Genomic DNA, 14,824 nt, shown 5'->3' on the forward strand with positions numbered 1-14,824 from the left:
GACTACAAACAGTAAAAACTGAAACTTTTTACCAATAGGAATGGAATGGGTAGATGAGTTCTCTTATGAATTGAGAAATCGATGGCACTCTAGAATTTGTGGCTACTGAATAAAGAGGTAGCTCAATATCTCTATCTGTCTGTAATAAAAAACCACTGGAAAGAAAATCAGATCCTCCTGTAATAAATTCAAATGGAGAAGTTTCTTCTGCCAGGTTTTGAATTGACGTGATGTCAACAAAGACCAATTCATAATCAGGTTGTGCTTTGATTCTATCCTCGTTATGAGCATCAGCTTCAAGCGAATTCAAATAAATATAGTCGCTAGAAAGAGTCAATGAAGCCGCACTGGAACCTACATAGGCCAGAGCAAGCATCAAAAACAATAACGACTTAAATCCCTTTTGAATCATGCCCTAAAATTGATTCTATTTCTTGAAATAAAGTATTAACGAAATCGAAATTTTAGTTAAATATTCAGTCTTGAATTCCTTCCAATTTTTAAGTTCAAGAATCAATTAATCGGGTAGCTTATTTAATTTTCAGACTGTTCTATGACATTATATAAGTTATGCCTTTACTTTGTGAAAATTGTTTTGCTCAAATATGAAAAATATTTTTACCACTGCCCTGTTCCTAATTGCTCTAACGGGAATGGCTCAAACTTCAATCAATACTGTAAAAATAAATCCAGAACGTGACGACAGTCAGGCTCTGTCCATTATAGGTCAGGATTCGCTTGTGGATATATTGATAACAAACAGCAAAGAAATTCAGCATCTTGATTATCAAAACGGTTTCCAGTTTGCCGTGCTATCGACTTATGAATCTCCAAGATCAAAATATGGTGAGATCTCTGGTTATGAAGTAAAGCCTGATGGTGAAATAAATGTTTATTACTCCAATTCTCGCAAGAACAAATTCTGCATGGTGACCATCAACCCAACCACAAAAGAATCGGTGATTAATGAGATGGATTTCAGGCTTAAGAAAGAGACTTACCTTCAGGGAATTAGCCATAACAACAAATTTTACATTTTAAGTATCGATTATGATGCAAAGCTAAAACTCTATGAATTTGACGGTTTGAATAATCAGGTTTTTGAATTAAAAACGGGCGCCATAAAATTTGAACCCAGATCTGATGGTAGTCCTAATTATTTGAACACGGTTCTTAAATCTGGAGGTACTAGTCAAATGGGAAGTTCACTTGTAGACTTGATCGATGCAGAAAGTCCCAATTCCATTGAGACTGCCTCTAAAACCAATAAACTATATACCTTTCAAGATCACTTCATTCTTACCATAGATAGAGATGAGGAGCGCACGCATGCCTTGCGCATTTCCTTAACTGATAAAACAGTCGATGTTAAAACGTTTGACCAGCCAGTTGAAGATTTTGATAGAAACAGGAAGGATTCCAACTCCTATTTATATGACGGCAAGCTTTTTCAAACTCTAGTATCGAGAGATAAACTAGTACTCACCATAACCGAATTTGAAACTAAAGAACAACTCAAAAAGGTGGTGCTACTTAAGGATGAAGACATCCAGATTGCGAACTCTGCGATCATTCAAGAAGGTGGTGAATTCTCCAGTTACCGCGAGCTGGAAAATACCAGCCAGTTGCTTAGAAAGATGACCTCTGCCACTCCAGGTATTCCTGTTTATAAAATAGGCGGTCAATATGAAATCACGTTGGGCGGCTCGAAGGAACTTGCTTCTGGTGGTGCTCCCATGATGATGGGTTTTGGATTAGGTGGCGCGATAGGAGGATTGATTGTTTCTGCGGTGGTCAATCCTACTTTGGGCGCTTACAATTCCTATACGAGAACCAAATCTACCTATTTCATCAGCCTATTTGACGAACAATTCAACCATCAGCCAGGCGAGGTACAGCAGAATGTATTTGATAGAATCAGCAGCTTTACTGACGGTAAGGATCCACTAATTGAGACGGTTTTTAGATACAAAGGTGATTTTATCTATGGCTATTATAATAAGGATGAAGACGCCTATGAGCTGGTGAGATTTATGGATTAACTATTGTTGATGGAGATGGTGATGAGCTCGCTTTCGCGAAAGCATAACTTTGCTTCAAAGTGAAACACAATTATCTAGATTTGTGAAAACTCGACTCATGAGTGCAAGTTGGTAATTGCTATGGATTACCAATAGAAGTAATACGGTTTAGATTTTCAACTGGTCTAGAGATTTCAAACTAAACTATATTTAGAAGTTTTGTTTAATCATTGAACCCTAATTCACCCAGCCGATTAAACGTTTAGACTTCCTTAACAATATAATTTTTGGTGTCAAGTTAATAAATTACTGTTTCCCAGAGAGTTATTGCTGTAATCTATATCCTACAAGATGGATTAAATTTGCATACTATCAAGTTAGTTTCCCAGAATGAAAATGTACTACTCCATTTGCTATTTGAGTAAAGCCTCAGAAGATTTGAGTAAAAAAGAGCTAAACGACTTATTTACCTTTACTGCAAATAGTAATAATGATTGCGAGGTCACTGGAATTTTATTGCATTCTATAGGTCGCTTTTTTCAAGTCATGGAAGGCAATGAACAATATTTGAAAAAGCTTTTTAAAAAAATCCAAAACGATACGAGGCACAGTGAAATTTTTGAACTTTTCAACGGTCGCACGGCACATCCATTATTCTTAAAATACAGTTCAAAATTCAACGTGGTAAAATCAGATGATGACCTCAACAATATTGAGGACTATTTAACGGAAAATAAACTACATCCCACGAGCGATAAAATTCAGCGAATCTTGCAGCCATTCCTACTGATGGGAATGAATCCATAATAGAACAGGAATTTCTCTTTCCTTCTTAAAAATCTATTTCTTGGAACTCGCTTTTAAATAGGCAAAAATAACTACGTGAGGTATGGTGGTCATCGCAGCCAGCAATACGATTGTAGTCAACGAGAATAGATCAGTTCCCATAAAATAATAGAGAATCAGCAACCCGATTATACTAACGAAATAATACGGTAAAGCTCGTTTACTATATTCTGCAAAACCTTTCCAACCGTCAAGACCCAATGTTTTAATCTGGGTGAAAATGGACGGTATACTATGCCATAACACAAAGTAAAATGCAAAGGCTGTAAATAAATCCAGCTGTTCAAAAATTAGATATAGGAGCAAAAGGCTTAGCTCCAAAAATAAAAATTGCAACACGCGTACTTTGCCCAGAAATAAGTGGCCCAACCCCAACACCATTTGCACAACAATGATAGGCACCATCAAATAGGTGCTCCATGAAAGAACATTTACTTTATAATTACTGGTTTCAAAGAAGGTTTCCAAAGTTTGTAAATGAGTCAAAAACAATAAAGAAAATATGGAGAGACCGTAAAAGAAGCACCACAATATAGAAGCGGCATTTTTCTTCTCTCTCCACCAGGAAAAATGTTCCTCACCAAAATGATAAGCAGATAACAAAACAAATAAATTAACGCCTACGACAGGTTCCAAGAAAACTATAAGCCCAATTAAAAAGGCCATAGCTACATACAATAAGATAAAATTTAGGGCGGAAATTTGGCTTTCGGTGGAACGTCTGTAGATCCATAGATCATTGGCTCCATGTAAAACTCCCAGCGTTGCCATCGCTAAAGTTCCGATGATTTGTGCTGACAGCATCAATATACCATCATTGCTAATGAACAACGCTAGCAGTAGAATAATAGACAATCCGGTAATGTAGGCGTAAACTTTGAAATCGTTCACATTAAAATATTTTACCCCAATATACCATGATGAATGGAAACTCCAGCCTTATTAAGCTTAGAAACGGCCTGGTGTAATGACTTGACAAGAATAGGATCTTGTTTCATATAATTCCACATCTCTTCAAAACAAAATGCTGCTAAAACTTCGTTTGCAAGAAATGGAATATACACATAGTGTTGCTTGTCCGTAGTAAAACAGTTGTATCCTTTCAATTCCTCTCTTAAAATGAGCAACTGTGTGATATAGTCAATTGCTCCTAAAGAAGTACCAGGATCGTTAATCGCTGGCGATGATCCTTTAATGGCTACCTCAACAAGATGTTTGATTTCTGACTCATTCAACTCTAACGGTACTCTAGAATCAATAGAAACTTGACGGCTAAAATTATGGTCTTTGGAGTCCATTTTTTGCGAGGTTCTAATCAAGACCTCATCCTTTAAAACAAAAGTTCCTGGCAAATGAGTAACGTAAATATGACTTTTGGTTTTTTGAGCAAATTCTGCAAGATCCTTGACATCTGGTAACTGCAGATAACCACAATCATCAGTTCTGATTTCATTCCAACTCTCTAAATTTTCTGGAGTTGTTTTTTGGCTTCCTATAGCTTCTAAAGTTTTGAAATGCTTCATGTTTTTGTAGGATCGACCATAGCTTTTGCGCAATATGTAGTTCACGTGAATGGATTGTGAAACACTGTGTATAAAATAAATGAACAAAAACACGCAAAAAATACTCAACATTACACCTAGAAAAGCACCTAATGGCGGAAACTCAAGGGCATTATCATTACTGGCCGCAATGGACATTATCATGGAATAGATAATAGTACCACTGGTAAATCCTAATATGAGTTGGTGATGACGCTCTGATAGAATAAGCGGTATCAATCGAGGTGAATAGTTATTAATACTGCGGTTCAACACGTTCATGACCATCGTGTAACTAAAGATAGTCAATGTGAAAATTCCACCAATGATGAAAGCAAATATGAATTGTAGGTCACCTTTATCAGTAATCACGACACCTTCCATGAAATCAGGCAGCGCTTCACTATTAAAGGGAAAGCTAATTTGACCTATTGCCATTATAGCAAAAAATAGCGCTATGCCGGTAGGCAATAGCGCTATACTATTATAGATCTTTCTTAGAATCGATAGCAAACTATGCGACTTTTTGGTCCAATCCTATGCGTCCCAAAGCTTGTTGAGCAGGAAGATAACCAGCCGCTGCAGATTGGTTCACAGCAATGTAAGTAATCATCAAACCATAAATCACCTTACTAGAGATATCTGCGATAGTAAACAGTAATTGTCTTACCACTACACCATCAGCACTGTTCATGAAATAAGGAACTAAATATGCGATAGGATAAAGTGTCCACGCAAACATCATCAACCAGAATACTTTCATGATGGTAGAATTAGTACCACCTAGCATAGTTGCCTTTTGAGCTCCTATTTTCTTACCGACAATGAAATTCATGATTACAAAAAATACAGTACTTGCAGCTCCCCAATACATAAGGGCGCTCAAATCACTAACTTCATATAACTGTCCTACATAACCAGTAATGATCATACCCCAAGCTGCCAAAATTAGATAAGTAGCAGTTGAGAATAATTCTTTTCCTTTAAGGTTAAGAACAATCAATAGTTGGACAAGAAGACATGGAATAGTAGCCATCCAGTTTACATAACGGTAACCGTTAGAAAAGGTAAGCTCTTGAAGTTGGTAGGTACCATCTGCGCTTACATAAGCAAATGCGTCTGTCCACATAGATGCCTGGCTGTTAAGAATCAATCCAGCAGATACCATAACGATACAAGATAAAGCTGTTGCGATTCTATACTTAGGCGCGACAAATTGTGATACGACTAGAAAGAATACAAGTGCAGCGAGATGTACGCCTACACCCATGGTAAATAGGTGGTCAATAAATTCAAATTGACCTACCGTATATTCAAAAAGGTTTTCAATATTGTTCATAGAGTAATTGTGTTAGTGAAGTTTAAAAATAACCGAGTAGGAAAAGCCCTCATGTGAAAGAATTATGAATTGGTAGATAATTAACTCATTGCAACACGTAAACTTTAGTATGAGTGTAAATACTAATTAAATCATTCAACAACATTCACTCAATACTATCCAGCACTGCCATTCGCTTAATCATTTTGAAAAATACCCATCCAATGCACTCAAACTTCCATAAAACGGTTGATTCTGCTGATAACAGAAATTTCTTAAATAGTGTGTTTTCATATGAAAAAATAGAGAGCAGTTGAGCTGAAACTATAGAATTGCTAAAACGTTATGAAGGTTTTTGACAAATCCACTATATTTAAGTCCACCTATTTAAACCAACCTGAATGAAAGTTTTGTTCCTCACGCGGGAATTCCCTCCACACGTTTATGGAGGCGCTGGCGTACATGTAGAATATTTAGCAAGAGAACTTGCCCAGCTCATGGATGTTGAAGTCAGGTGTTTTGGTGACCAGAATGTCGAGCAGGAAAATCCTAGTGTAGAAGGATATGACTATGAAGATACCGCTTTCGCGAAAGCGGATTCCCAACTAAAGGGATTGCTACAAACGCTCTCTACCGGTGTTCACATGAACATTAAACCAGTCGATGCAGATGTCACCCATTGCCATACATGGTACTCGCATTTTGCTGGTATCATGGCAAAATTGTGCTACGGCACACCATTGGTAGTCACCACACATTCCCTTGAACCTTTACGCCCATGGAAACGTGATCAATTAGGTCGAGGTTATGACGCCTCTTCTTGGATTGAAAGAACCGCCATCGAGATGGCTGATGGTATTATTGCTGTTTCCAAAGAAACCAAAGAGGACGTTCTCAAGTTTTTTGATGTGGATGAGAAGAAGATCGAGGTCATCTACAACGGTATCGATCTCCAACAATATCAAAAAATAACCGATACCAGCGCCCTAGAAAAATATGGTGTCGATCCCAATAAACCTTTTGTTTTATTTGTAGGGCGTATCACAAAACAAAAAGGGATAATACATCTGGTGAATGCAATAAAATATATTGAGCCTGATACGCAAATCGTACTTTGCGCTGGCGCACCAGACACTAAAGAAATCGCTACCGAAATGGAGCAAGCGGTAGCAGCGGTAAAGAAAGATCGCGATAATGTGATCTGGATTGATGAGATGCTAGACAAACCATCGATCATTCAATTTTACTCTCACGCTACGGTATTTTGCTGCCCATCCATTTACGAGCCCTTTGGAATCATCAACATAGAAGCCATGGCTTGTCATACTCCTGTTGTGGCGAGCGCCGTAGGCGGTATTAAAGAAGTGGTAGTCCATGGAGAAACTGGATTACTCATTCCAGTAAAACAGCAACAGGAAGCTCCTTTTGAACCAGTAGATCCAGACCAGTTTTCCAGAGATCTTGCAGACGGTATCAATAAAGTGGTCAACGACAAAAACCTACAGGAAAAAATGTCCATCGCTGGACGCCAGCGTGTGGAAGAACACTTTGACTGGAAAGCCATTGCACAACAAACAGCAGACTTATATTCATCCCTTATAGCTTAAACACATGATCAATAACGAGGTATTATCCATCATTCTAGGTGGCGGACAAGGAACAAGACTTTATCCATTAACTGAGTCACGCTCAAAACCAGCGGTTCCCATTGCCGGGAAATATCGTTTAGTGGATATTCCTATCTCCAACTGCATCAATAGTGATATAAAAAGAATGTATGTATTAACGCAGTTTAATAGTGCCTCGCTTAATAGGCACATTAAAAACACATTCAGCTTTAGCTTTTTTAGTAGCGCTTTTGTGGATGTACTTGCAGCAGAACAAACGCCAGGAAACTCAGAATGGTTTCAAGGTACTGCAGATGCTGTTAGACAAAGTATGCATCACTTTACCCGTCATGATTTTGACTACTTCCTGATACTTTCAGGAGATCAATTGTATCAGACTGATTATAGTGATATGATCCAGGCGCATAAGGATAGTAAAGCAGATATTACACTGGCAACAATTCCTGTAAATGCTAAGGACGCGCCATCCTTTGGAATTCTTAAATCAAATGATCAGAATCAGATTACATCCTTTATTGAGAAGCCCAAAACCGAGCTTCTTAAGGACTGGGCTAGTGAGGTTAGTGAGGATATGCAGAATGAAGGTCGCCATTATCTTGCGAGTATGGGTATATATATATTTAACAGGCAACTGCTCGTTGATTTAATGAATGAAGAAGGTACTGTTGATTTTGGTAAAGAAATTATTCCTCAAAACATTGATAAACTAAAAATACAGAGTTTTCAATATGAAGGCTACTGGACAGATATAGGTAACGTTGATTCCTTCTTTGAAGCTAACCTAGAGTTGACTGATGATATTCCCAAGTTCAATCTCTTTGATAAGAAGTTACCCATTTATACTAGACCTAGAATGCTGCCTACAGCAAAGGTGTCTGACACACAAGTGGTAAAGTCCGTTATAGCAGATGGTTGCATCATCGCTGCCAAAAAGATTGAAAGATCTGTTATAGGGATTAGATCTAGAGTTGGAAAGGATTCTACCATAATCAGAACCTATATGATGGGAAGTGATTATTATGAATCTCTGGAAGAAGTGGAGAAAAATAATATTGAGATAATGCTTGGTATAGGTGAAAACTGCCACATTGAGAATGCCATCATAGACAAAAATTGTCGAATTGGAGATAATGTAACGATTAAAGGTGGTAGCCACCTAGACGATACAGAGACTGATAACTATGTGATCAAATCTGGAATAGTAGTGCTCAAAAAAGCTGCTGTGATTCCAAAAGGTTTTACGCTAGAATAGCCAAAATAAATACAGGTTCAAAAAAATCTCAGTAAAATGGAATCTGGTTCATGTGAACCAGTCCATCCCTAAGAAGGATTCCAATTTTTCTGAAATTTTATCCTCAACGCCAAATTTCTTTTGTCTTCTCAAGAAACTCTTGAGAGAAATGAGATCAAAGCTTGAGGTAATTATATTGAATTTTGAATTATACTCTGTAAAAATGGGTGTTCTTAATTTCTTGTTGAAGATCTCGTGCAGATTGGTATGGCGATCATCCTCACATATTTTAGCATAAAGTGCTTTAACTGGTGCTTCATCGCCTTCAAGCACCTGAAGAAAATTACCGTCTTTATAAAGCAAGATCCCTTTCATTCCAAAAAGGTTGTTACGTCTTTCTGATGAATGTAATACCTCTTGAATATCATTTTCGGTAAGGTCGTCGCTTGCTCGACTTATATAGGCAACACTATACATTAAATCGGTTTTGTTGAAGGTTATTACAAAGTAAGTAATATTTAACTAATGATAAAAGTTCTTTCAAAACTTCCTTTTTCTCTACCTGAGTAATCTTTAGAATTACAGCTTAAAAAGTCGGCTTATAATCTAGTTAATGAAATATGGTTGAAAAATTACTTATGATTTATTAATTATAAACTTTTCCTATAAAGTGAACTTTCCTACAATTTAAAATTTATTTTTAAGGATCACCTTATAACTCTATGACTATGCAACAATTAGGAAATGCAAATTTTGAAAATTACATAGGCGCCACTGAAGGATTTTCAGAGATGGCCTATCAAATGACCTCACATGTCCTCACATTGGGATATGCAGTAATGCTGGCAGGACTACTCTACTTTGTACTAACCATTAAAAATGTCGATAAAAAATTCCAGATGTCAAATATTTTGTCCGGAGTGGTAATGGTGTCTGCATTTTTACTGTTGTACGTACAAGCAGGAAATTGGACAGATAGCTTCACATTTGATATGGATCGAGGCAAATATTTCTTAAGTCCTGGAGCTGACCTTTTCAATAATGGATACCGTTATCTCAACTGGCTTATTGATGTACCTATGCTTCTTTTTCAAATTCTCTTTGTGGTGAAACTAACAACCTCAAAAGTATCAACAGTTCGTAATTGGTTCTGGTTCTCTGGCGCCATGATGATTATAACCGGATATATAGGCCAATACTATGAGGTTTCAAATCCGACACTTTTCTTTATTTGGGGAGCCGTTTCCACCGTGTTCTTTTTCCACATTCTTTATTTGATGCATAAAGTCATCAAACAAGGAAAAGAAGGAATACCACCTAAGGCACAAAAGATTTTGGGTCATATCTGGACCATCTTTCTTGTCTCTTGGTTCTTGTACCCAGGCGCTTATTTAATGCCTTATTTAGGTGGATTTGATGGATTCCTTTTTAATGAATCTGGAGTAGTAGGCCGCCAAATCACCTATACCATTGCAGATGTAAGCTCTAAAGTTATTTATGGTGTATTGCTAGGTCACCTAGCTGTGACACTTAGTAGACATCATGCGCACAACACAGAAACTGTTGATTAATATAAAATCACTAAAATCTAAAAATGCCGTTCTTCAAGGAACGGCATTTTTTTATGTAACATGTTGATGTTATTACGCTTTCGCGAAAGCGAATTAAATCAACCACTTATTGCCATCCACCACCTAGCGCCTGATATAGATCCACGATGGATTGCAATTGATTATTTCTTGCAGAAATCACGTCCAGACTGGAGTTGAGTTGGTTCTCTCTAGCGCGCAACACCTCAATGTAGTTTACCAGACCATTGTCCAGCAATTCTTCAGAATACTGGGTTGCGAGCGCATAAGCTTCAAACTCTTTTTGTTTGACATCCTTACGATCTGTGGATGCCTCATAATTGAATAGCGCGTCAGAGACTTCTCTACCAGCAACTAGTAATGCTTGTTTGAAATCCAGTTTGCTTTGCTCCTGCTGTGCTTGTGCCACCTCATACTGAGTGCGTATCTCACGCTGATTAAAAATAGGCTGCGTCAAACCGCCTACAAGAGTTGCAAATAAGGAACTGGTACTGAATAGTTTGTCAAAATCCAAACTCTGCAAACCACCATTTGCGGTTACCGTGAGTGATGGATAGAACCTACTGCGCGCGACGTTTGTTAATTCAAAAGCGTTGATCAAACTATATTCTGCAGAGATCACATCTGGTCTATTAGCAAGCAATTGTGATGGAACACCAGTTTTTAAATCAGATGTGATCTCTTGGTTATCCAGCGATCCACGAGATATTGCTTGGGCATTATTGCCCAACAAAACCGACAGGCTATTTTCCAATAATCGACGTTGATTATTCAAATCAATCAATATGGCTTGGGCGGTGTATAACTGTGCTTCGGTTTGCTTGACGCCTACTGCGGTAACTATACCAGCTTCTTTAAGAGCTTCTGTAGTCTCCAGAGCTCTGGATCTTGTGGTGACGGTTTCATCAGTAATCCTTACCTGTTCATCTAGCGAGAGTAATTGATAATAGATTGAGGCGATATTTGCCACTAACGTACTTTTTACAGCTTTATGAGCCGCTACGCTTTGAAGGTAAGTCGCCTCTGCAGCTCTCTTGTTGCTGCGTATCTTTCCCCAAATATCTGCTTCCCAAGAAAGGCCACCACTTAGCTGATACTGATTGAGCGTACTAAACTGACCACCAAACTGGCTGTTTTCAGACAACTCTGATCTAGAGTATTGAGCAGTCGCATCAATGGATGGTAAATACCTTGCTTTGCCCTGCTTAAGCAACGCCTCAGAAATAAGAATTTGCTGTATAGCGATTCTAATGTCATTATTATTCTTTAGACCTTCTTCAATATACCCTTGCAATTGAGGGTCTGTAAAAAGCTCCTTGTAAGATACGGTCGCTAACGAGAGACTGTCTGCCGGTAGTTGATCTGTACGGTAATAATCTGCTGTGATGACTTCTTCCTCAGGTCGCACATATTCTTTTGCACTAAAACATGATATCAACACAAAAGGTATACTCGCAAGAATGAGATATTTAAAAACTATGCTCTTGTTCATGATGGTAGTTCTTCAGTATTAGAATTTGATTCAGGCTGTGGCGCTCCTGTAATTTTCTCTTGCAACCATTGGAACAATATGAATAGTATAGGAATAAAGAATACACCTAACACTGTTCCCACCAGTAGACCACCTACGGCTCCAGTACCTATCGACCTATTACCAGCGGCACCTACTCCACTTGCAAGTGCTAATGGCATGATACCTAGAATAAAGGCAAATGAGGTCATGAGAATTGGTCTTAATCGAGATTCTGCACCATGGATGGCTGCATCAAGAATAGATTGTCCTTCCTTCCTTCTTTGAATCGAGAATTCAACGATCAAAATGGCATTCTTTGCCAAAAGACCCAATAGCATGATCAAGGCGATCTGGAAGTAGATATTATCCTGAAGTCCTGTTAATTGCGTTGTTAAATAAGCACCCATGACACCTAACGGCAAGGAAAGTAAAATAGAAAACGGGATAAGGTAACTTTCATACTGAGCCGCCAGCAAAAAGTAAACAAACACAAGCGAAAGCATAAAAATCGTTCCTGCCTGACTACCAGCATTCACCTCTTCTCTGGTCAATCCAGAATATGCGGTCGTATAATTGCTAGGTAAGGTTTCTGCAACCTCGTTAACTGCGATGATACCATCACCTGTACTAAATCCAGGATTTACGGACGCCGTAACCTTAGTGGAATTAAACAAGTTGAAACGAGTAACCGATTGTGGTCCATAAACTCGCTCAAGACTGATGAACTCTGTTATAGGAGTCATTTGTCCACTTTCAGTACGAACGAGCAAGTTATTCAGGGCATCTTTATCAGCGCGATCTTCTGGCAATGCCTGTACGTAAACCCTAAACTGTTTCCCGAATCTAGAAAAGTCGGTGGCAAAAATACTTCCTATGTATCCTTGTAGTGTTGTGAAAATATCTGTGACAGAAACTCCTTTTTCTTTGGCGAGTGGCACGTTGACATTCAACTCATATTGCGGATAATTTGTGTTGAATGATGATTGGGCAAACTGGAATTCTGGACGCTGTGTCAGTTTTGCGATAAAATCCTTATTTACCTTGTCTAAATCTTCAAAACTGCCGCCAGCGCGATCCAATAAATTCACTTCAACTCCAGCAGAATTACCAAATCCTGGAACGCTGGGTCGAGCGAAAAAGATGATATTAGCTTCTGGTATCTGAGCTGCGATTCCGAACATTTTTCCTGTAATGGCTTCCAGTGATAAGGAGTCTGCTTCACGCTCGCCCCAATCCTTCAACTTAGCAAACCCAAAACCGTAGTTACTACCAGCACCATTGATAATACTACGTCCATCAATAACAGAAACTCCTTCTACTCCAGCAAGCTTACTTACTTTTTCATAAACCTGCTGATTCACAGCGTGCGTTCTATCAAGAGAAGAACCAGCTGGCAATTCAACATTTATAAATATGATTCCTTGATCCTCATCTGGAACAAATCCTGTTTTTACCTGAGAAGATGACCAGAAAATAACTCCAACAGCTGCAATTAGTACAACACCGGTAATCCATTTGTGTCTGTAAAGAAAATGAACCGATTGACCGTATTTCTTAACAGTAGCACTGAAGCCTCTATTGAACGCATCAAAAAATCGCTGTACAAAGTTCTTTTTTTTCTCTTCTTCGTCATGACCTTTGAGTAGAAGCGCACATAAAGCCGGACTAAGAGTAAGTGCATTCACCGCAGAAATTAAAATCGCAATGATTAGTGTTACACCAAACTGTTCATAGAAAACTCCCGTAGGTCCAGTCACAAAAGTCACAGGTATAAATACCGCTGCGAGAACGAGAGTAATGGAGATAATCGCTCCAGATATCTCACTCATGGCTTCTACAGTTGCCTTTTTAGGATCTGTGGCTCCTTCATCAATCTTGGCATGAACTGCCTCTACCACTACAATCGCATCATCTACCACAATACCTATGGCGAGGACGAGCGCAAATAGCGTCAGCAGATTTATGGAATAGCCAAATAAATTCAGAAAGAAGAACGTACCAATGATGGCTACTGGTACTGCAATGGCAGGAATGAGTGTAGATCTAAAGTCCTGTAAAAAAATAAAAACCACTAGGAACACCAGCACAAATGCCTCTATCAGTGTATGCACTACCTTTTCAATGGATGCGCTTAAGAAGTCATTGGCATTGTAGGGAATAAAGATTTTGATTCCGTCAGGAAGTTCTGATTCCACCACATCGAGTTTCTCTTGGATTCCCTCGATAATTAGTTGTGCATTGGAGCCTTTTGTTTGGAAGATTCCCATTACCACAGCTTTCTTACCATATGTAATGGATCCAGCAGAATATCCTTGGGCTCCCAATTCTATTCTAGCTACATCTGATAGACGTAAGTAGTCACCATCGCCTATGGCCTTGATAACAATATCGCTGTATTGTTTTTCCGTTTTTAATCTACCGCTGTATTTGATTACATAACTAAACGCTTCTCCAGAGTTTTCTCCCAAAGAACCAGCAGCAGCTTCAAGACTTTGCTCGCGCAAGGCTGCCGTAATATCTGACGGAATCAAATTATAGGCGGCAAGCTTGTCAGGTTGTAACCAGATACGCATCGCATAATCCTTTGAACCAAAAACACTTACATTACCAACACCGTTGACTCGCTGTATTTCAGGAATCACATTAATTTTCAAATAGTTTTGAATAAAAGTGTCATCATAATCTTCATTCTCACTGTAGAATGACATGAACATCAAGGCACTATTCTGTTGTTTTTGAGTAGTAACACCAGTCTGAATAACTGCCTGTGGCAATAAGGAATTTGCTCTAGAAACCCTGTTCTGGACATTTACTGCTGCAATATCAGGATCTGTTTCCTGATCGAAGTAAACCGTGATTTCTGCAGTTCCATTATTGGTGGCTGTCGATGTTAGGTAGGTCATACCTTCTACACCATTAATTTGTTCTTCAATGGGAATGATCACACTCTCAAGAATAGTTTCTGCATTGGCACCTGGATAAGTGGCAGAAACTGTAATGGTCGGAGGTGCAATATCAGGATATTGGGTGATAGGTAACGTGAGCAAACCCAGTATTCCCAGAATCACAATAATCACCGAAATCACCGTAGAAAGTACAGGTCTATCTATAAAAGTTTTAAGCATGGTTCTATGATT

At 38.5% G+C, this 14,824-nt stretch carries 12 protein-coding genes; 5 read left to right on the forward strand and 7 right to left on the reverse strand.

Going from position 1 to position 14,824, the window contains the following annotated elements; genetic code table 11:
* Positions 1-28: 28 nt before the first annotated feature.
* Positions 29-412 (reverse strand): hypothetical protein, encoded by a 384-nt coding sequence (locus tag BLO34_RS07855; protein WP_090754226.1) that lies wholly within the window; start codon positions 410-412, stop codon positions 29-31.
* Between the two features lie 193 nt (positions 413-605).
* Here BLO34_RS07855 and BLO34_RS07860 point away from each other — a divergent pair, with 193 nt between their 5' ends.
* On the forward strand, positions 606-2,042 hold the full coding sequence (locus BLO34_RS07860) for a hypothetical protein (protein ID WP_090754228.1): 1,437 nt from the start codon (positions 606-608) through the stop codon (positions 2,040-2,042).
* Between the two features lie 369 nt (positions 2,043-2,411).
* A complete protein-coding gene (locus tag BLO34_RS07865) occupies positions 2,412-2,828 on the forward strand; it encodes a BLUF domain-containing protein (RefSeq protein WP_090754231.1) in 417 nt (138 codons plus the stop codon).
* 33 nt (positions 2,829-2,861) lie between these two features.
* On the opposite strand, the gene BLO34_RS07870 is transcribed toward BLO34_RS07865, so the two are convergent.
* The 3 genes from BLO34_RS07870 to BLO34_RS07880 are packed head-to-tail and all read right to left on the reverse strand — an operon-like array spanning position 2,862 to position 5,747.
* Entirely contained in the window at positions 2,862-3,758 is an 897-nt protein-coding gene (locus tag BLO34_RS07870; protein ID WP_090754232.1) for a Brp/Blh family beta-carotene 15,15'-dioxygenase, read from the reverse strand.
* Between the two features lie 11 nt (positions 3,759-3,769).
* Positions 3,770-4,921 carry a DUF2254 domain-containing protein gene (locus BLO34_RS07875; protein ID WP_157686730.1) on the reverse strand — a complete coding sequence of 384 codons (1,152 nt, stop codon included), beginning with the start codon at positions 4,919-4,921 and terminating at the stop codon, positions 3,770-3,772.
* Between the two features lies 1 nt (position 4,922).
* The gene (locus BLO34_RS07880) at positions 4,923-5,747 is read right to left on the reverse strand and encodes a bacteriorhodopsin (RefSeq protein ID WP_090754236.1); all 825 of its coding nucleotides are present in this window, start codon (positions 5,745-5,747) and stop codon (positions 4,923-4,925) included.
* A gap of 380 nt (positions 5,748-6,127) precedes the next feature.
* Here BLO34_RS07880 and glgA point away from each other — a divergent pair, with 380 nt between their 5' ends.
* Both glgA and BLO34_RS07890 read left to right on the forward strand, forming a co-directional pair.
* Entirely contained in the window at positions 6,128-7,333 is a 1,206-nt protein-coding gene (gene glgA / locus BLO34_RS07885; RefSeq protein WP_090754239.1) for a glycogen synthase, read from the forward strand.
* Positions 7,334-7,337: 4 nt separating this feature from the next.
* Entirely contained in the window at positions 7,338-8,606 is a 1,269-nt protein-coding gene (locus BLO34_RS07890) for a glucose-1-phosphate adenylyltransferase (RefSeq protein WP_090754241.1), read from the forward strand.
* Between the two features lie 48 nt (positions 8,607-8,654).
* Here the strand turns inward: BLO34_RS07890 and BLO34_RS07895 are convergent, their stop codons facing one another.
* Complete coding sequence (locus BLO34_RS07895) at positions 8,655-9,062, reverse strand: BLUF domain-containing protein (protein ID WP_090754242.1); 408 nt, start codon at positions 9,060-9,062, stop codon at positions 8,655-8,657.
* 251 nt (positions 9,063-9,313) lie between these two features.
* Between BLO34_RS07895 and BLO34_RS07900 the strand changes: the two genes are divergently transcribed.
* Positions 9,314-10,156: a bacteriorhodopsin gene (locus tag BLO34_RS07900; RefSeq protein WP_231959428.1), complete on the forward strand. Its 843-nt coding sequence runs from the start codon at positions 9,314-9,316 to the stop codon at positions 10,154-10,156.
* Positions 10,157-10,262: 106 nt separating this feature from the next.
* Here BLO34_RS07900 and BLO34_RS07905 read toward each other — a convergent pair whose 3' ends face one another.
* Both BLO34_RS07905 and BLO34_RS07910 read right to left on the reverse strand, forming a co-directional pair.
* The gene (locus BLO34_RS07905) at positions 10,263-11,666 is read right to left on the reverse strand and encodes an efflux transporter outer membrane subunit (RefSeq protein ID WP_090754246.1); all 1,404 of its coding nucleotides are present in this window, start codon (positions 11,664-11,666) and stop codon (positions 10,263-10,265) included.
* A complete protein-coding gene (locus BLO34_RS07910) occupies positions 11,663-14,812 on the reverse strand; it encodes an efflux RND transporter permease subunit (protein WP_090754248.1) in 3,150 nt (1,049 codons plus the stop codon). The genes BLO34_RS07905 and BLO34_RS07910 overlap by 4 nt, the downstream gene beginning before the upstream one ends.
* Positions 14,813-14,824 lie beyond the last annotated feature (12 nt).

It is taken from the genome of Nonlabens sp. Hel1_33_55 (assembly GCF_900101765.1).
GTDB lineage: Bacteria > Bacteroidota > Bacteroidia > Flavobacteriales > Flavobacteriaceae > Nonlabens.

Coding starts and splice junctions, on each gene's coding strand:
- BLO34_RS07855 (WP_090754226.1), bottom strand. CDS start 412: ATGATTCAAAAGGGATTTAAGTCGTTATTGTTTTTGATGCTTGCTCTG.
- BLO34_RS07860 (WP_090754228.1), top strand. CDS start 606: ATGAAAAATATTTTTACCACTGCCCTGTTCCTAATTGCTCTAACGGGA.
- BLO34_RS07865 (WP_090754231.1), top strand. CDS start 2,412: ATGAAAATGTACTACTCCATTTGCTATTTGAGTAAAGCCTCAGAAGAT.
- BLO34_RS07880 (WP_090754236.1), bottom strand. CDS start 5,747: ATGAACAATATTGAAAACCTTTTTGAATATACGGTAGGTCAATTTGAA.
- glgA (WP_090754239.1), top strand. CDS start 6,128: ATGAAAGTTTTGTTCCTCACGCGGGAATTCCCTCCACACGTTTATGGA.
- BLO34_RS07890 (WP_090754241.1), top strand. CDS start 7,338: ATGATCAATAACGAGGTATTATCCATCATTCTAGGTGGCGGACAAGGA.
- BLO34_RS07895 (WP_090754242.1), bottom strand. CDS start 9,062: ATGTATAGTGTTGCCTATATAAGTCGAGCAAGCGACGACCTTACCGAA.
- BLO34_RS07900 (WP_231959428.1), top strand. CDS start 9,314: ATGCAACAATTAGGAAATGCAAATTTTGAAAATTACATAGGCGCCACT.
- BLO34_RS07905 (WP_090754246.1), bottom strand. CDS start 11,666: ATGAACAAGAGCATAGTTTTTAAATATCTCATTCTTGCGAGTATACCT.
- BLO34_RS07910 (WP_090754248.1), bottom strand. CDS start 14,812: ATGCTTAAAACTTTTATAGATAGACCTGTACTTTCTACGGTGATTTCG.